This window comes from Halomonas zincidurans B6, from assembly GCF_000731955.1.
GTDB classification, from domain to species: Bacteria; Pseudomonadota; Gammaproteobacteria; order Pseudomonadales; family Halomonadaceae; genus Modicisalibacter; species Modicisalibacter zincidurans.
This window is the reverse complement of the sequence record NZ_JNCK01000001.1, coordinates 445,906-462,512: the sequence shown is the minus strand read 5'-3', so window position 1 is coordinate 462,512 and position 16,607 is coordinate 445,906. Positions and strand designations below refer to the sequence as shown.

16 protein-coding genes are annotated in these 16,607 nt (G+C 65.5%); 11 read left to right on the top strand and 5 right to left on the bottom strand.

The genetic code is table 11. The features are described 5' to 3' along the window. The first annotated feature begins 419 nt into the window (after positions 1–419). From HALZIN_RS0102170 to HALZIN_RS0102160, 3 genes are read left to right on the top strand one after another with little or no spacing between them, the layout of a single operon-like run. Positions 420–1,244: a glycosyltransferase family 2 protein gene (locus HALZIN_RS0102170; RefSeq protein WP_051907333.1), complete on the top strand. Its 825-nt coding sequence runs from the start codon at positions 420–422 to the stop codon at positions 1,242–1,244. Continuing rightward, the gene (locus HALZIN_RS0102165) at positions 1,241–1,528 is read left to right on the top strand and encodes a lipid-A-disaccharide synthase N-terminal domain-containing protein (RefSeq protein WP_031382615.1); all 288 of its coding nucleotides are present in this window, start codon (positions 1,241–1,243) and stop codon (positions 1,526–1,528) included. Before HALZIN_RS0102170 ends, HALZIN_RS0102165 begins: the two co-directional genes overlap by 4 nt. 27 nt (positions 1,529–1,555) lie before the next feature. Further along, complete coding sequence (locus tag HALZIN_RS0102160) at positions 1,556–3,277, top strand: ArnT family glycosyltransferase (protein WP_031382614.1); 1,722 nt, start codon at positions 1,556–1,558, stop codon at positions 3,275–3,277. Between the two features lie 6 nt (positions 3,278–3,283). Here HALZIN_RS0102160 and HALZIN_RS0102155 read toward each other — a convergent pair whose 3' ends face one another. After that, on the bottom strand, positions 3,284–3,748 hold the full coding sequence (locus HALZIN_RS0102155; protein ID WP_150113068.1) for a hypothetical protein: 465 nt from the start codon (positions 3,746–3,748) through the stop codon (positions 3,284–3,286). Next, positions 3,732–4,619: a LysR substrate-binding domain-containing protein gene (locus tag HALZIN_RS0102150; protein ID WP_031382612.1), complete on the bottom strand. Its 888-nt coding sequence runs from the start codon at positions 4,617–4,619 to the stop codon at positions 3,732–3,734. Before HALZIN_RS0102150 ends, HALZIN_RS0102155 begins: the two co-directional genes overlap by 17 nt. A gap of 122 nt (positions 4,620–4,741) precedes the next feature. Between HALZIN_RS0102150 and HALZIN_RS0102145 the strand changes: the two genes are divergently transcribed. Together HALZIN_RS0102145 and HALZIN_RS0102140 are read left to right on the top strand one after the other, a co-directional pair. After that, on the top strand, positions 4,742–5,929 hold the full coding sequence (locus HALZIN_RS0102145; RefSeq protein ID WP_031382611.1) for a TauD/TfdA family dioxygenase: 1,188 nt from the start codon (positions 4,742–4,744) through the stop codon (positions 5,927–5,929). A 126-nt stretch (positions 5,930–6,055) separates the two neighbouring features. Beyond that, positions 6,056–6,742, top strand: coding sequence for a TVP38/TMEM64 family protein (locus tag HALZIN_RS0102140; RefSeq protein ID WP_031382610.1), 687 nt, complete (start codon positions 6,056–6,058; stop codon positions 6,740–6,742). 19 nt (positions 6,743–6,761) lie between these two features. On the opposite strand, the gene HALZIN_RS0102135 is transcribed toward HALZIN_RS0102140, so the two are convergent. Both HALZIN_RS0102135 and HALZIN_RS0102130 read right to left on the bottom strand, forming a co-directional pair. Continuing rightward, complete coding sequence (locus tag HALZIN_RS0102135; RefSeq protein WP_031382609.1) at positions 6,762–8,063, bottom strand: glycosyltransferase; 1,302 nt, start codon at positions 8,061–8,063, stop codon at positions 6,762–6,764. Between the two features lie 63 nt (positions 8,064–8,126). Further along, positions 8,127–9,068, bottom strand: a complete 942-nt coding sequence (locus HALZIN_RS0102130) for a LysR family transcriptional regulator (protein WP_031382608.1) — start codon at positions 9,066–9,068, stop codon at positions 8,127–8,129. A gap of 127 nt (positions 9,069–9,195) precedes the next feature. Here HALZIN_RS0102130 and HALZIN_RS0102125 point away from each other — a divergent pair, with 127 nt between their 5' ends. Beyond that, on the top strand, positions 9,196–10,272 hold the full coding sequence (locus tag HALZIN_RS0102125; RefSeq protein ID WP_031382607.1) for a tartrate dehydrogenase: 1,077 nt from the start codon (positions 9,196–9,198) through the stop codon (positions 10,270–10,272). 31 nt (positions 10,273–10,303) lie between these two features. Here HALZIN_RS0102125 and HALZIN_RS0102120 read toward each other — a convergent pair whose 3' ends face one another. After that, positions 10,304–11,857 carry a methyl-accepting chemotaxis protein gene (locus tag HALZIN_RS0102120; RefSeq protein WP_035575093.1) on the bottom strand — a complete coding sequence of 518 codons (1,554 nt, stop codon included), beginning with the start codon at positions 11,855–11,857 and terminating at the stop codon, positions 10,304–10,306. A 459-nt stretch (positions 11,858–12,316) separates the two neighbouring features. Between HALZIN_RS0102120 and HALZIN_RS0102115 the strand changes: the two genes are divergently transcribed. The 5 genes from HALZIN_RS0102115 (at position 12,317) to HALZIN_RS0102095 (ending at position 16,605) form a co-directional block, all read left to right on the top strand. Next, a complete protein-coding gene (locus HALZIN_RS0102115) occupies positions 12,317–13,135 on the top strand; it encodes a DUF1338 domain-containing protein (RefSeq protein WP_031382605.1) in 819 nt (272 codons plus the stop codon). Then, positions 13,125–14,120, top strand: a complete 996-nt coding sequence (locus tag HALZIN_RS0102110; RefSeq protein WP_031382604.1) for a succinylglutamate desuccinylase — start codon at positions 13,125–13,127, stop codon at positions 14,118–14,120. The genes HALZIN_RS0102115 and HALZIN_RS0102110 overlap by 11 nt, the downstream gene beginning before the upstream one ends. 259 nt (positions 14,121–14,379) lie before the next feature. Beyond that, positions 14,380–15,150 carry an ABC transporter ATP-binding protein gene (locus HALZIN_RS0102105; protein WP_031382603.1) on the top strand — a complete coding sequence of 257 codons (771 nt, stop codon included), beginning with the start codon at positions 14,380–14,382 and terminating at the stop codon, positions 15,148–15,150. Between the two features lie 22 nt (positions 15,151–15,172). Next, the gene (locus HALZIN_RS0102100; RefSeq protein WP_031382602.1) at positions 15,173–15,889 is read left to right on the top strand and encodes an ABC transporter permease; all 717 of its coding nucleotides are present in this window, start codon (positions 15,173–15,175) and stop codon (positions 15,887–15,889) included. Next, positions 15,877–16,605, top strand: a complete 729-nt coding sequence (locus tag HALZIN_RS0102095; protein WP_031382601.1) for an ABC transporter permease — start codon at positions 15,877–15,879, stop codon at positions 16,603–16,605. Before HALZIN_RS0102100 ends, HALZIN_RS0102095 begins: the two co-directional genes overlap by 13 nt. The last annotated feature ends 2 nt before the right edge of the window (positions 16,606–16,607 follow it).

Sequence of the window (16,607 nt, the reverse complement as noted above, 5' to 3'; positions counted from 1 at the left end):
TCCATCGTTTCTGCCTGTCACGAGCTCAAGGAAAGTATGCAAACTCCAGTCTCTTGAATGCGATAGCCTCGCTGATTGCCACCGTCCATCGTTTCTGCCTGTCACGAGCTCAAGGAAAGCATGCAAACTCCAGTCTCTTGAATGCGATAGCCTCGCTGATTGCCACCGTCCATCGTTTCTGCCTGTCACGAGCTCAAGGAAAGTATGCAAACTCCAGTCTCTTGAATGCGATAGCCTCGCTGATTGCCACCGTCCATCGTTTCTGCCTGTCACGAGCTCAAGGAAAGTATGCAAACTCCAGTCTCTTGAATGCGATAGCCTCGCTGATTACTGTTAGAGTACTTAGAAGGGCTTAAGGATAGTTTAAGGAAAATCTGCCAGACTGGCGACCTGCAATAGGGACATCATAGGGCTCCATCGTGACAGCACCGCAGCTTTCCATTCTGATACCCGCCAAAGATGAGGCCGGCAACCTGCCTACGTTGCTCGACGAGATTCAGGCCGCCCTTGCGGATACCGACTACGAGATTCTGGTAGTCGACGATGCCTCGCGAGATGGCAGCTGGGAATTGCTTTGTCGGCGCGCCGAGCAGGATGCTCGACTGCGGCCCTTTCGTCACGCGCGCAGCGCCGGGCAGAGCACCTCGATCTGGCAAGCCGCCGGTGCGGCGCGGGGATGCTGGCTGGCAATGCTGGATGGCGATGGCCAGAACGATCCCGCTGATCTTCCGAGGCTTTTCGAACGCGCCCAGCGAGGCGATGTCACGCTGGTCATCGGCCAACGCACCAACCGTCGCGACGACTGGCTCAAGCGGCTCTCCTCGCGGGTCGCCAACGGCGTTCGCGCGGCGCTGCTCGATGACGCCACGCCTGATACCGGATGCGGCCTCAAGGTCATACGCCGCCAGGCCTTTCTCGACCTACCCTACTTCGACCATATGCATCGCTTCACCCCCGCGCTGGTGCTGATGCAGGGGGGCAATTGTCTATCGCTACCAGTCAATCACCGCCCGCGCGGCAGCGGACGCTCGCATTACGGGCTCAACAATCGGTTATGGGCCGGCCTGGTCGATCTGCTGGGTGTCATGTGGCTGCATCGACGTTCGCGTTTGCCCGCGCCGCTGGAAAGCGTCAGCGGGCCGACAACCCTGAGCAATGACCTGAGTACTGGAGAGCCTGCTCTGCCCGAGCAGGCTCTCCAGAGGGCCGGTCATGCAAGCACCTTGAAGGGGGTATCTCGGTGAGTCAGGAGTGGTTGTGGATCACCATCGGCTTTCTTGGCCAGGCGCTGTTCTCGGCGCGCTTCATGGTCCAATGGATCGCCAGTGAACGCGCCAAGCGCAGCATCGTCCCCAAGGCTTTCTGGTTCTTCAGCCTGGGGGGCGGCGCCACACTGCTCGCCTATGCGCTGTATCGACAGGACCCGGTGTTCATCGTCGGCCAGGGGGCGGGGCTGTTCATCTATGTCCGCAATCTGATGCTGATTCACCGGGAGTCCCGCCTGGAACAGGAAACCTCACGCTCTTAGCCCATTTCCTTCGAATGGTGAGTAGCCATGCAACGCCCCGCTTACCTTCGCGGCAAGCAGCACCTTAGCGGACTGTTGGTGCTGATCGCAGCCGTGCTCTTGCTGGCCCTGGGCATCGGCCTGCGCGATCCATGGCCGGCCGACGAGCCGCGCTTTGCTCTCAACGCGCTGGAGATGCTCGATACCGGCAATTTCTGGATTCCCCATCGCGGCGGCGAGCCCTACCCCGACAAACCGCCGATCTTCATGTGGGCGTCGGCGGCGGCGATCGCCCTGACCGGATCGGTGCGGCTGGGCTTTCTGCTGCCCTCGCTGATCGGCGCGCTGGGCACGCTGGGATTGGTGATGGATCTCGCGCGGCGGCTCTATGGTCGACGCATCGCTACGCTCACCGGCATCGCGCTGCTGACCACCCTGCAGTTCGTGCTCCAGGCCAAGACCGCGCAGATCGACATGCTGGTAACGCTGTGGACCACTCTCGGCGCCTACGGGTTGTTGCGGCATGCCCTGCTGGGACCGGCGCGGCGCTGGTGGTACATCGGCTGCGTGGCGATGGGGCTGGGGGTTCTCACCAAGGGCGTGGGCTTTTTGCCATTGTTGATGCTGCCAGCCTGGGGGCTGCTGGCGTGGCGCGGCCAGGCCGTCCGCCTGGCCTGGAAGGACCTAGCACTGGGGGTATTGGTCCTCCTTGCGACCATCGCGCTGTGGGTGGTACCGATGGTGCTGATTACTACGCTGAGCGACGATCCGACCCTTGCCGCCTACCGCAACAACATCCTGTTCAAGCAGACCGGCGAGCGCTATGCCGAGTCCTGGCATCATCTCGAGCCCTGGTACTACTACCTCGTCATGGTAATTTCCTGGGCCTGGCTGCCATTGATCCTGGGGCTGCCCTGGCTGCTGCCCGCCTGGTGGCATCGCGCTCGCCGGCTCGATGCCCGGATACTGCTGCCGCTTAGCGGAGTGGTTCTGCTGGTCGTGTTCTTCTCGTTGTCGCCGGGCAAGCGTGGCATCTATGTACTGCCGGGGATTCCGCTGCTGGTGCTGGCCATGGCGCCGTTGCTGCCGGGCCTGCTGAGCAAGCGCTGGCTGCATTGGCTGGGCGCTGCACTGCTCGCCCTCCTCGGCGGCATTTTCCTGAGCGCAGGCCTGCTCGGCGCGGCCGGGTTGACGGCGCTCGCCGAACTGGCCGCGAAACACGACCTGTCGCCGTGGCTGTGGTGGATCGTGCTGGGCCTGAGTGCGGCGGCGCTGCTTTATTGGCTACGTCCGCGACGCGGCATGCTGGCGCTGGCCAGCTGGCTGGTGGTGTTCTGGGTACTGTGGTCGACCTGGGGCTATGCCCAGCTCGATGCCACCCGCTCGCCACGCGACATGATGCAACGCGTCGAACGGATCACCGGTGACGATACCTGGCTGGCGATGGTCGACTTCGACGAAGAATTCCTTCTGCAAACGCGCCAGCCGACCGTCCACTTCGGCAACGCCACCCCGCTGGGTCGGCAGTTGCAGCGCGCCTATGCCTGGCTGAATGCCCAGCCTCGGCAACGCTGGCTATTCATCGATCAGAATAGGGCTGATGAATTGCAATGCGCCGATCTTTCGCTGGCCCGTGACCTGGGGTTGCAGAATGGCGATCGCTGGTGGTTGATACCGGGCAAGGCCTTCGGGGGCTGCCAGGGCGACACCCAGGCAGCGCCACTGTATGTCGTGCCAACCAGCCTGGAAACATCGCCGGACGATCGCTGAGCGACATCACTGCGCACTCGACCAGTCCTGGCTGCGTGTAGGCGGGGTCGGTGCGGGGCAATCGAGCATATTCGTCGACCAGCTGTCGCTGCGCAATTGATGGCAGCGATCGGGGCCTTCCAGCGGGTCGCGAAGGGACCGGCGATCATCGCTCGACACGCCGTCGACGATCACTTCGACATTGGGCGCCCAGCCGGGACGGTTGCGATGGCCGTTCCGGTCTCCGCCAGTGTAGCCACGCCAGCGATCACGACCGTCTTGCCAACCCATGCGCGGGTCGTCGCGGTGCCGGTCGCTGCCCGACGTCTGACTGCCGAACGTGATGTCATGGCGCCGCTCGTCGGCGGCCGCCGGGAAAGGCGTCGCGAGCAACAGGATCCCGGCCAGCATGAGGCCACCGGTCAGCGTCGGCTTGTGCTTGAGTCGCATCGACTTCTCCCCTTCAGGCCTGCCTTCACGGTAGTTCGCCATTGGTCTCGCCACCATGTGCCACCAGCCAATCCCACAGCAGCAACGCCTCGGGGCGCGGTGAGCGACGCGCCGGGCGCACCAGCCAGAATCCCTCGTCGCTGGGTACGCTCAGGGCGAACGGTGCCACCAGGTCGGCACGCTTGGCCAGCAGGCTGCGGTGGGCCAGCGCCACGCCGCCACCGCGGGCCGCCAGCGACAGCGACATGACCTGACTGTCGCATATCAGCGAGCCGCACTGACGGTCGAGCCCGGGCACCCCGGCGCGCTCGAGCCAGGCCGACCAGCCCACGGCAAAGCCCACCGCATGAATCAGCGTCTCGCCGGCCAGCGCCTGCGGCGTGGCCAGGCGTTCCGCCGTTCCGGCCGAGCAGGCCGGCAAGAGTTCTTCGTCACCCAGCGAAAAAGCCACCGAGCCCTCCCAGTGGCCGAGCCCGTAACGGATCTCGATATCCGCGCCTTCGGGCCCGAAGTCGTCGCGCCAGATCGCGCTGACCAGCCGCACCACCACCTGCGGGTGCCGGCGATGAAAGTCGAGCAGCAGCGGCGCCAGCCAGGTCTGCTGCATCACCGGCGTGGCACGCAGCGTGACCGGCGCCTCGACGCGCGGACCGAACACTTCGGCAGTGCCCTCGGCGAGCCGCGCGAAGCCCTCCTGTACGCTCGGCAGCCAGGCCCGACCGGCCGGGGTCAGCGTCAGGCTGCGCGCATGGCGGACGAAGAGCTTCTGACCGAGGCGATCCTCGAGCAGGCGGATGCGCTGACTGACCGCCGACTGGCTCACCGCCAGCTCCTGGCCGGCCTGGGTGAAACTCAAGGTACGCGCCGCGGCCTCGAAGGCCTGCAGCCACAACATCGGAGGCATGGAATCCATGGAAAAGGCAGCCATTAGCTTAGCTTGGTCATTGACCGTAGATTAATCGTTTGTCCAAGGCCCACGCAAACGTCAAGCTGTGTCGCTCAATCGCTATCGACGTTCGCAACAGGAGGCTACCGATGACCACTGCGCATCCCGATCACACCCAGCAGACAGTCACTCGCCTGCGCGTCGACATGGGCGAACTGTCGGCCTACGACGACGGCCCCGCCCTGAACGACGCCGTGGCGAGCGGCGCGCGTGTCACCGTGACCTGGGACGATGGCGTTCACGGCCACTTCCCGTTGCTGTGGCTGCGCGATCATTGCCCGTGCGCCGCCTGCCGCCACCCGCTGACCCGCGAGCGCCTCTACCTGCCGCTCGAGGGTATTTCCGGTGCGCCGAGCGTCGGCCTCGACGACGGCATCCTGCGTGTGGCATGGGCCGATGGCCATCTCAGTCACTACGATCCGGTCTGGCTTTATCAGCGCCGCCTCGCGGAGACCGGCACCCAGCACACGCAAGCGCTGCCGGCGCGCCGCCCCTGGGCGCGCGACTTCCGTCCTACCTGCGTCCGTCATGCCGATTTCCTCGACAGGCCAGGCGAGCGCGAATGGCTCGAGGCGCTGTTGCGCGACGGCCTGGTGCTGCTCGAGGACGGCCCGCTGGCCGACGAGGAGGTCAGCCGGCTGGCCGGGCGCATCGGGCCGATGCGCGCCACCAACTTCGGTGCGCGCTTCGACGTGCGCTCCAAGCCCAACCCCAACAACGCCGCCTACACGGCCATCGGCCTGGCGTTGCACTCCGACCTGCCCAACTGGCGCCAGCCGCCGGACATCCAGCTGCTGTATTGCCTGCAGAACGAAGCCGAGGGTGGCGAATCGATCTTCGCCGACGGTTTCGCGGTGGCCGAGGCCTTGCGTGACGCCGACCCCGAAGCGTTCCGCGTGCTCGCCGAGACGCCCATCGACTTCCGCTTCCAGGACGAGGAGCACGACATCGCGGTCCGCGCGGCGGTGATTCAGCTCGACGCCGACGGCAACCCGCTGGAAGTGCGCTTCAACAACTGGATCCGCGACACCCTGCGATTGCCGCTGGACAAGGTCGAAGCCTGGTACGCGGCCTACCAGCGTTTCTGGCAGTTGCTCCACGACCCGCAACACCAGATCGAGTTCGCCCTCGAGCCGGGCCAGATGATCGCCTTCGACAACCGTCGCGTGCTGCATGGCCGACGCGCCTTCGATCCCAATACCGGCACGCGTCACCTGCAGGGCACCTATCTCGACCTGGACCTGCTGGAATCACGCCTGCGCGTGCTGGCGCGCTGAGCGGCGGGCCCTACTGTCGCTTGCCCGGGCCTCGCCCCCGGGCACTTTATGGCCAGCAGTCGTTGGTCACCGGCGTTTATCCCAGTATCCTGAGCGCGAACTCCTTCGCGACGAGCTGCACCACCCATGAACCGCTCCCTGGGCCTCGTCATCGTCCTGCTGCTCGGCCTGGTCGGCCTGGGCCTGCTCTGGCAATGGCTGGCGATGAACGATGCACTGACCCCGCAACGACTGATGGAAATGACCCGCTATGCGCTGAGCTGGCGCGATTCGCCCTGGGCGGCGCCAGTGGTCATGGGCGTCTACGTCGCGGCGACGCTGATGGTCTTTCCGCTGAGTATCCTGGTGGCGGTGACCGGTTTGCTGTTCGGCCCGCTATGGGGCTTCGGCTACGCGCTCGTCGGCACTTTGCTGGCCTCGGCCGTCACCTACTGGGTGGGCCGCAAGCTCGGCCGCGAAGTGCTGCTGCGCCACGGCGGCAAGCACCTCAATGGCCTGGCCAAACGACTCGCCGGACGTGGCATCCGCACCATGACGGTGGTCAACCTGTTGCCGCTGGCGCCCTTCACGCTGACCAACATGATGGCCGGCGCCTTCCACCTGCGCTTTCGCGATTACATGGTCGGTTCGCTGATCGGGATCATCCCCGGGCTGGTCGGCGTCACGCTGCTGGGCAGTCAGCTCAGAGAGCTGATTACCGCCGAGAATCGCAGCGAACTGGCGTGGGCATTGGGCGGAATCGCACTAGGCATACTGGTGCTGGTCGCGCTCAAGCGTTACGCGGATCGCAAGCAGCGCTCGCGCCGCCTGTAATGGCGCTGAGCGTCGCCGGTCATTTCTGCGGCGCTTCCGACTCGTCCTGCTTGACCAGCGGCAGGCCGAACATCGGCTCGTCCTGCAGCATCGAGCGCAACACCCGACCGCGATGGCGCAGCAACTGCCATTCCGCCTCGAGCCGGCCGCGGACGCGCTCCCAGGCCCCGTCGTCGGCATGGCTGACCGGGCCGCCGGCGGCGATCACCCGCCGATAGACCGCCAGGCAGGAATCCGCGCAGCACGCCTCGTCGCACGCCTCGGCGGTCGCCAACGCACCTTCGCGCAGCACCTCGCGCAACGCCGGGTCGATGAGCTTGTCGAGCGCCTCGCCGAATGCGGCGATATCGTCGCGCGCCAGTGACAGGCCGTTCTCGCCGTGGCGCAGCACTTCGCGCACCCCCGAGGCGTCGATCGCCACCACCGGCAGTCCCGCCGCCATCGCCTCGACCAGCACCATGCCCTGGGTTTCGCTGTGCGAGGCGAAGGCGAACACATCCATGGCATGATAGGCGTCGATCAACGCCTGATCGTGCAGCTTGCCGGAAAAGTGGAAGCGATCGGCCACACCCTGCTGGGCCGCCGCGCCGTGCATGGCGGCGCGCGCATCGCCATCGCCGACGATCAGAAAATGCGCCTCCGGGTGGCCGGCCAGCCAATCGGCCACCGCACGAGCCAGGAATGGCAGATTCTTTTCCTGGGCCAGGCGGCCGACGTGCCCCACCAGGTAGGCCGACTCGGGAATGCCCATCCGCCGGCGCAGCGCCCGGCCGTCGCCATTGGCGAAGCGGCGCGTGTCGACGCCGCTGGGCACCACGTACACGGCGCTGTTGGCGCCACGCCGGAACAGCAGACTGCGCGTGCTCTCGCTGGGGGCGATCACCGCATCGCAAAGATGGGTGTACTCGGTGGACAGCGCGACGGCGAAACGCTGCATGCGCGGCGAATCGCCCGGCACGTAGTGGGTGTAGTGTTCGTAGAGCGTGTGGTGGGTGAACACCAGCGGCAAGCCGTAGGTCTCGGCGGCCCGCGCGGCGGTATCGCCGAGCAGGAACGGGTGATGCGAATGGACGATGTCGGGTTCGAAGGCCTCGATGGCCTCGTAGAGCTGGCCGGGAATCGGCACCGGCAGCGAGAAATCGCTGCCGTTGAAGTGCTGCACCGCCGCCACACGGATCACGTCCGGCTCATGCCGCGGCTGGCCCTGCAGCTTGGGCGCCACCACCAATACCCGATGCCCTTCGGCCTGCAGGCGTCCCTTGAGTCGCTGGACCGACTCGCTGACGCCGCCCACGATCGGCCGATAAGTATTGGTAAACATGAGGATATTCAAGCCTTCGTCTCCCTTGGCACTCAGCACGCCCATGGGCGGGTGCACATCATATCAGGCCGAGCCGTGCTTGCCTGCTTTCGGGCTGCCGACATCCTGGGGCGGCACGCGTCCGGGCAGGTTGTCTTCAAGGTAGGCGATAAAGGCCCGTAACCGCGCGGGTAAATGCCGACGCGGCTCGTAGACGGCGTAGAAATCGGCCGCCACGCCGTGCCAGTCCGGCAGCAGGGCCTGCAGCTCGCCCCGTTGCAGGTAAGGGTAAACGTCCCACCATGAACGCAGCATGACGCCGTGGCCGTCCAGCGCCAGCCGCGTGACCACCTCGGCATCGTTGCTGGCCAGCCGCCCGCCGACCTTGATCGCCGCCGTCTCGTCGCCGCGATCGAAGCGCCACAGGGCATAGCCGCTGTCGTTCTCGCGCACCACCAGGCAGTCGTGGCCGGCCAGTTCGCGCGGATGCGCCGGCGCCGCGCGATGGGCCAGGTAGCTCGGGGCCGCACACAGCACCCGCCGATTGGCCAGGACACGCCGCGCCACCACGCGGGCATCCGGCGGCGGACCGACACGGATGCCCACATCGAAACCGTGATCGGCCAGATTGAGCGGGAAATTGGTCAATTCGAGCAGCACCTCGAGACGCGGATGCTCGGCGGTGAAGCGCGAGATCAGCGGCGCGACGTGGCGCCGGCCGAAGCCGAATGTCGCGTTGATCCGCAATTGGCCGCTGAGCACAGCCTGACGCGTGCTCAGCGTGCCTTCGAGCTCACCGAGATCATCGAGGATCGCCGCGCCGCGACGCCGGTAGAGCTCGCCCTCCGCGGTCAGCGTCAGTCGGCGCGTGGTGCGGCTGGCGAGTTCGACGCCAAGCCGCGCCTCGAGTTGCTTGAGACGCTTGCTTACCGCCGACAGCGACATGCCCAGTTCCTGCGCGGTAGCGGTGAGGCTGCCGCAGCGGGCCAGCTGCTGAAAGAACGCCAGGTCGTCGAGCGGCGTCATGAGGCGCGCTATTCTCCACTTTTCCGCAACAATGACTTGCATTCTAGCCTGATTATCTCGGCGCACCCAGGGTCTAGACTGGTGGACAGACGCCCACCGATCAACCAACGCATCAGGAGACGTTCCCATGAGTCACAAGATTGCCGTAATGGCCGGCGATGGCATCGGTCGCGAAGTAATGCCGGAAGGCCTTCGCGTGCTCAAGATCGCCGCCGAGCGCTTCGGTATCGCGCTGGATTTCAAGCACTTCGATTTCGCCAGCTGCGACTACTATCGCGAACACGGCAAGATGCTACCCGACGACTGGCGCGACACGCTCGGCGGTTTCGATGCGCTGTTCTACGGGGCGGTCGGCTGGCCCGACACGGTTCCCGACCATGTTTCGCTGTGGGGCTCGCTGTTGCAGTTCCGGCGCGGTTTCGATCAGTACATCAACCTGCGCCCGTGCCGCTCGATGCCCGGCATCAAGAGCCCGCTCGCCGATCGTCAGCCCGGCGACATCGACTTCTACGTGGTCCGCGAGAACACCGAGGGCGAATACTCGAGCATCGGCGGCAGGATGTTCGAAGGCACCGAACGCGAAGTGGTCATCCAGGAGACCGTGATGAGCCGCATCGGCATCGACCGGGTGCTCAAGTACGCCTTCGAGCTGGCCGCCCGGCGCCCGCGCCACAAGCTGACTTCGGCGACCAAGTCCAATGGCATCTCGATCACCATGCCTTACTGGGACGAGCGCGTGGCGGCGATGGCCAGGACCTACCCCGACGTCACTGTCGACAAGTTCCACATCGACATTCTCGCCGCCAACTTCGTCCTGCATCCCGACTGGTTCGACGTGGTGGTGGGCAGCAATTTGTTCGGCGACATCCTCTCCGACCTGGGCCCGGCGTGTACCGGCACCATCGGCGTCGCGCCCTCGGCCAACATCAACCCCGAGGGTCATTTCCCCAGCCTGTTCGAGCCGGTCCACGGCAGCGCGCCGGACATCGCCGGGCGCGGCATCGCCAACCCCATCGGCCAGATCTGGTCAGGCGCGATGATGCTCGAGCACCTCGGCCACGAGGACGCCGGCCGGGCGATCGTCGACGCCATCGAGGCGGTGCTCGCCGCGGGGCCGCAGCAGGCGCCACTGACGCCCGATCTAAAGGGCAAAGGCAGCACCGAAGCGCTCGGCAAGGCGATCGCCGAAAAACTGGCCGGCTGAACGCGATCAAGTCGCCCGACCGAACGGTCCCTCAGGCGTTATCGATGACCCGAAAGCGCGCCACCGCTTCATACAGCTGGCCCGACTGATCTTCCAGCGAACCCGCGGCGGCGGCGGCCTGCTGGACCAGCGCGGCGTTCTGCTGAGTCACCTGGTCCATTTGCGTCACCGCCTGACTGACCTGCTCGATCCCCGACGACTGCTCATTGGACGCCGCGGAGATTTCACCCATCAGGTCGCTGACCCGCTGGGCGCTGTCGCGGATTTCGCTCATCGCGCTGTCGGCCTGGTCGACCAGCTTCGCCCCGGTGTTGACTTGGCCCACCGAGCTTTCGATCAACGCCTTGATGTCGCTGGCGGCCTTGGCCGAGCGACCGGCCAGGTTGCGCACTTCGCTGGCGACCACCGCGAAACCGCGACCCTGCTCGCCGGCGCGCGCCGCCTCCACCGAGGCGTTGAGCGCCAGCAGGTTGGTCTGGAAGGCGATGCCGTCGATCAGCGTGATGATGTCGGCGATCTTGCCGGAGCTTTCGCGGATATCGCCCATCGTGGTGACCACCCGTGAAATCACTGCCTGGCCGCTGGCCACGGACTCCGTGGTCTGGGCGGCGAGCCGGTTGGCCTGGCCGGCGTTGTCGGCGTTCTGGCTGACGGTCGAGGTCAGCTGCTCCATGCTCGCGGCGGTCTCGGCCAGCGAGGCCGCCTGCTCTTCGGTGCGCGCCGAAAGGTCGTTGTTGCCGGTGGCGATCTCGCGGGTGCCGGTGTCGATCGACTCGCTGGCGCGGCGGATCCCCGCGATGGTCGCCGCCAGTTCGCCGCGCATGCGCTCGATGGCGTACATCAGGCTGCTGGTGTCGCCAGCGCGTAGCGGCGTCGGCCGGGTCAGGTCGCCGTCGGCGATGCGCCCGACCACGTCGGCCGCCGCACGCGGCTCGCCGCCCAGGCTGCTGTAGACGTTGCGAATCAACACCAGAAACACGGCCGTCAAGGCACCGCCGGCGATCAGCAGAATCGCCGCATATTGCCAGAGCTTGCCGATAAAGGCCGACTCGATATCATCCGTGTAGACGCCTGCCGCCATGTTCCACCCCCAAGGCTCGAAGCGCTCGACGTAGCTGAGCTTGGAGAGCAACGTCTTGTCCTCGGCGCTGCGCTGCGAGTGATAGGGCAAGTAACCGCCCTCCGAGGCTAGGCTGGCCAGATCGCGATAGACCGCCACGCCATTGGGGTCTTGATAGTCGCGCATGCTGGTGCCCGCTTCGCGACGCGGGTGGTAAACGATATCCGCGTTCGCATCGAACACGAACACATAGTTGTCGCGCTCCTCACCGAAGCGCATGCTATCGAGCGCCGCGATAGCCCGTTGCTGGGCGTCCGCCTGCCCCATCGCACCCGCCGACACTTGTGTCGCATAGCCCTCGAGCAGCGTATTCACCATGCCGACGACGTTGTACAGCGACCGCTGGCGGTCTTCGTACATGGTGTTGCGGCTCTGCCAGGCCATGCCGACGACGATAGCGATCATCACCAGCCACATCAGCGCCAGGGTCAGCCACATCTTCTTCTTGAGCGTCCAGCCTGCCAAACTGGGGAACGAGCGACTCGACGCTCCCCGAGAAGCACCCGCCCGGGAGCGACTCCCGTCATGCACCATCACCGCGCTACTCGCTGCCATCGTCTGCCCTCGCCTCTGCGTCTCGCCCATGTGGACTACCGTCTTATCGGCATCCCGGCTCGGACCTGAAGCGAGGCGGGCCATTTACCGCCCCGACGCCTCTTCAATGGCGCCGCGGAGCTGCCAGGGTTGATAGGGGCACGACCCCGAGCCTCAAGCGGGCCGGACGGTTTTCATTATCGCACCCGCCATTTTCATCAGCTCGACGTGAGCCCTTGCCGCATGTACAACCCCGCCGGATGGTAAGGCATCGCGGTGGCTAATCGGGCATTCGCCCGGCTACTGGCCAGTCAGCCGCAGCGCGTCTTTTCAGACCGCAGGATTTCAGACACCACGAGCCCGGATCACAAGAAAACAGACAGGCATGCCATGACACTCGAGACCTTCTTCGCCCAGTTGTGGGACGACTACATCGCCATGACGCCCCAGGCGCAGCGCATCCACGATGCATTCATCGCCGACGGCGAGACCATCATCAACGATCACGTCGCCTTTCGGACCTTCGATCGCGGGCCGATCACGTTGAGCGACCTGGAACCGCACCTGCTGGCACTGGGCTATACCCGCTACGAGCCCTACGACTTCGCGGCCAAGAAGCTGCGCGCCTATGGCTACCTGCCGCCGGCCGACGATCAGCCGCGGGTGTTTCTCTCCGAACTCAAGTGCGACGAGCTCTCGGACTCCGCCCAGCGCATCATCGACGCTCTCGTCGCCCAGATCGATCCCGCCCGGGTCGCCACCCCCGACGTGATGTGGGCCGGTCGGCTGTGGGACGCGCCGAGCTTCGAGGACTACCAGGCCTTGATGGCAGAGAGCGAGTACGCCGCCTGGCTGGCCATCATCGGCCTGCGCGCCAATCACTTCACCATCAGCGTCAATCAGTTCAGGACCTACGACAGCGTCGAGAAGGTGCTGGCCAAGGTCGAGTCGCTGGGACTGGGCATCAACGAATCGGGCGGTCGCATCAAGGGCTCCCCCGAGGTCCTGCTCGAACAGGGCTCGACGCTGGCCGACCGGGTCGAGTTCACCTTCGCCGGCGGCCAGGTCGAGAAGATCCCCAGTTGCTACTACGAATTCGCCAAGCGTTACCACGGCACCGACGGCACGCTTTATCAAGGCTTCGTTGCCGCCAGCGCCGACAAGATCTTCGAATCCACCGACATCCGCGGCGACCGGCATGCTGGCTGAATGGCTGACCCTGACGCTGGATGGCGAGGCGCCTGACGCGCGCCAGGGTCGTCTGCCCTTCGCCCGCTACGTGGTCCATGCCCCCGGCGTCCTCGAACTGATACCCAGTGCCGCGCGCCAGCAGGCGCGGGCCTGCGTGCTGTCGGCGGGCATCCACGGCAACGAGACGGCGCCGATCGAGCTGCTCGGCGAGTTGCTCGCGCGGCTCGAAGCCGGCCTGCTGCGTGTCGGTGCGCCGACGCTGATCATTCTCGGCAACATTCCCGCGCTACGCGCCGGCGAGCGCTTCACCGCGACCAATCTCAACCGGCTGTTCGACCGTGAGCAACGCGCCGACGGCGACGAGGCGCAGCGCGCACGCCAACTGATGGCGGCGGTGGATGAATTCTACGCGCGCCACTCGCAGCCCAGGCTGCACTACGACCTGCACACGGCGATCCGCGATAGCCGCTATCCGCTGTTCGCCGTCGAGCCGTATACCCAGGAGGCCGCGACCGATGCCGAGCAGTGGCGCTGGCTGGCGGCCGCGGGCATCCAGGCGGTGCTGCATCAGCATCGCCACAGCTGGACCTTCTCGCACTACTCGCGCCACTACCACGCGGCTCAAGCGTTTACCCTGGAACTCGGCAAGGTGCGCGCCTTCGGCGACAATGACCTCGGCGCGCTGCGCCCGATGCGTCAGCTGCTCGAAGCGCTGGTCGAAGGACGCGAGCCCAGCGGCGGCGATCCGCAGGCCATGGCCTTCTTCCAGGTCGAGCACGAGTTGATGCGCCAGGCCGAGAATTTCAAGCTGTGCTTCGCCGACGCTACGCCGAACTTCACCGAGTTCGCCGCCGGCACCCGGCTGGCCGCGGACGCCGTGGCCGGTGACTTCGTCGTCGACTCGGCGCCCCTGGCGGTGGTGTTTCCCAACGCGGCCGTCGAGATCGGCGCCCGCGCCGCGCTGCTGGTGCGCCCGACGCCGCCACCGCAGATCGGCGGCTGACCCCAACGCCTGACACTCGGTACGGCCCTGCGCCGTCGTCGAATGGATCGAAGACAACAACAAGACAGAGGCACCCATGCCCCCGATAGCGTATTTCGAGCCGACCACCTTTCGACCAAAGTCGAATGACCAGACGTCACGCCGGTTCTGATCCCGGGCCGAGTGCCTGTTAGAATCGCTGCTTTTTCGCGCCGGCCTCGTTAGCCTTCCCTGTTCAATGCCGACCGCACCGGCAAGATCCGTCACTGGAGCCCGACTCATGGCCGCAACACCCCTGCCACTGGAAGTGATCAATCTCAAGAAGCGCTTCGGCGACAACGAGGTGCTCAAGGGCCTGTCACTCAAGGCCCACAAGGGCGACGTCATCAGCATGATCGGCGCGTCCGGCTCGGGAAAGAGTACCTTCCTGCGCTGCATGAACCTGCTCGAACAGCCCAACGAGGGCGAGCTGGTCGTTCACGGCGAGTCGATCGATTTCAAGCAGACCCGCCGCGGTCGCGAACCCGCCGACTGGCGCCAGGTCGAGCGCATCCGCGCCAAGCTGTCGATGGTCTTTCAGGGCTTCAACCTGTGGGCCCACATGACCCTGCTCGAGAACGTCGTCGAGGCGCCCATTCACGTGCTCGGCAAGCCCAGGAAGGCAGCCCTAGAGCATGGCCGCGCCCTGCTCGATCGAGTCGGCCTGGGCGAGCGCGCCGATTATTACCCGACCCAGCTGTCCGGCGGTCAGCAGCAGCGCGGGGCGATCGCCCGCGCGCTGGCCATGGAGCCCGAGGTGATGCTGTTCGACGAGCCGACCTCGGCGCTCGATCCGGAGCTGGTCGGCGATGTGCTCAAGGTCATGCGCGATCTCGCCGAAGAGGGCCGCACCATGATCGTGGTCACCCACGAGATGGGCTTCGCCCGCGACGTTTCCAACCAGGTGATCTACCTGCACCAGGGGCTGATCGAGGAGGCCGGCGCGCCCGCCGAGGTGCTGGAAAACCCACAGTCGGAACGCCTCAAGCAGTTCCTGACGCCCAAGTTCTGAGAGCTGGCTGGAGACACTTCCCATGATCGACCTGCAAGGTTACGGGCCACGCCTCGCGGAAGGCGCGCTGGTCACCATCGAGCTGGCCCTGCTGTCGCTGCTGCTGTCGGTGATCCTCGGTCTGCTCACCGCCAGTGCCAAGATGTCGCGCAACTGGCTGGCGCATCGCATCGGTACGCTCTACACCACGCTGATTCGCGGGGTTCCCGACCTGGTGCTGATGATGTTGCTGTTCTTCGGCGGCCAGATCGGCATCAACATGATCACCGATTGGCTCTACTACCAGTTCGATATCGACATCTTTATCAATATCAATGAGTTCGTCGCCGGCGTGGCGACCATCGGGCTGATCTTCGGCGCCTACATGGGCGAGACCTTCCGCGGCGCCTTCATGGCGGTGGACGAAGGCCAGATCGAGGCGGCCCGCGCCTACGGCATGTCCGAGTCGCTGATGTTCCGCCGCGTGCGCTTCCCGCAGATGATGCGCCACGCGCTTCCGGGACTATCCAACAACTGGATGGTACTGCTCAAGACCACGGCGCTGGTGTCGGTGATCGGTCTCACCGACATGGTGCGGGTCGCCGAGGAAGCCGCCAAGGCCACCCGTGAACCGTTCACCTTCCTGATTCCGGTGGCGGCGATCTACCTGCTGATCGCCAGCGTCTCGGAGTGGTTCTTCGCGCGCCTGCAGAAGCGCTACAACGTCGGCTTCGGAGGGGGTGACGAATGGAACAACTGAACGCCTGGTTGACCGACCTGCTGGCCGGCAACGAGATCTTCACCGCCAACACCCTCGGCTATTACGCCGAGGGCCTGGCGACCACCGTGCAACTGGTCTCCCTGTCGTTGCTGATCGGTCTGGTGCTGGCGGTACCGCTGGCCATCGGCCGGGGCTCCAAGCGTCCCTGGATCAAGTGGCCGATCTTCTTCTATGCCTACGTGTTCCGCGGCACGCCGCTGCTGATTCAGCTCTACATCATCTATTACGGCGTGGTCTTCGTGGAGGGCATCCAGGATACCTGGCTATGGCTGATCCTCGAGGAACCCTTCTATCCCGCGCTGATCGCCTTCACGCTGAATACCGCGGCGTATACCACCGAGATATTCCACGGTGCGATCAAGGCCACGGCCAGGGGCGAAATCGAGGCGGCGCGCGCCTATGGCATGTCGCGGGCCAAGATGATGCGGCGGATCATCCTGCCCAGCGCCTTCCGCCGCGCCCTGCCGGCCTACGGCAACGAGGTGATCTTCATGCTCCAGGCCAGCGCCATCGCCAGTGTGGTAACGATCATGGACCTCACCGGCGCGGCACGTTTCGTCTATGCGCGCTTCTACGCGCCCTTCGAGGCCTTCCTGTTCGTGGCGGCGATCTACCTGTGCCTGACCTTCTCGATCATCTACTTCTTCCGTCACCTGGAGAAACGGCTGCTGGCCCATCTCAAGCCGCAAGGTTGAGA

Coding starts and splice junctions, on each gene's coding strand:
- HALZIN_RS0102155 (WP_150113068.1), bottom strand. CDS start 3,748: ATGGCGAACTACCGTGAAGGCAGGCCTGAAGGGGAGAAGTCGATGCGA.
- HALZIN_RS0102160 (WP_031382614.1), top strand. CDS start 1,556: ATGCAACGCCCCGCTTACCTTCGCGGCAAGCAGCACCTTAGCGGACTG.
- HALZIN_RS0102130 (WP_031382608.1), bottom strand. CDS start 9,068: ATGACGCCGCTCGACGACCTGGCGTTCTTTCAGCAGCTGGCCCGCTGC.
- HALZIN_RS0102110 (WP_031382604.1), top strand. CDS start 13,125: ATGCTGGCTGAATGGCTGACCCTGACGCTGGATGGCGAGGCGCCTGAC.
- HALZIN_RS0102100 (WP_031382602.1), top strand. CDS start 15,173: ATGATCGACCTGCAAGGTTACGGGCCACGCCTCGCGGAAGGCGCGCTG.
- HALZIN_RS0102095 (WP_031382601.1), top strand. CDS start 15,877: ATGGAACAACTGAACGCCTGGTTGACCGACCTGCTGGCCGGCAACGAG.
- HALZIN_RS0102145 (WP_031382611.1), top strand. CDS start 4,742: ATGACCACTGCGCATCCCGATCACACCCAGCAGACAGTCACTCGCCTG.
- HALZIN_RS0102135 (WP_031382609.1), bottom strand. CDS start 8,063: ATGTTTACCAATACTTATCGGCCGATCGTGGGCGGCGTCAGCGAGTCG.
- HALZIN_RS0102150 (WP_031382612.1), bottom strand. CDS start 4,619: ATGGATTCCATGCCTCCGATGTTGTGGCTGCAGGCCTTCGAGGCCGCG.
- HALZIN_RS0102115 (WP_031382605.1), top strand. CDS start 12,317: ATGACACTCGAGACCTTCTTCGCCCAGTTGTGGGACGACTACATCGCC.
- HALZIN_RS0102105 (WP_031382603.1), top strand. CDS start 14,380: ATGGCCGCAACACCCCTGCCACTGGAAGTGATCAATCTCAAGAAGCGC.
- HALZIN_RS0102125 (WP_031382607.1), top strand. CDS start 9,196: ATGAGTCACAAGATTGCCGTAATGGCCGGCGATGGCATCGGTCGCGAA.
- HALZIN_RS0102140 (WP_031382610.1), top strand. CDS start 6,056: ATGAACCGCTCCCTGGGCCTCGTCATCGTCCTGCTGCTCGGCCTGGTC.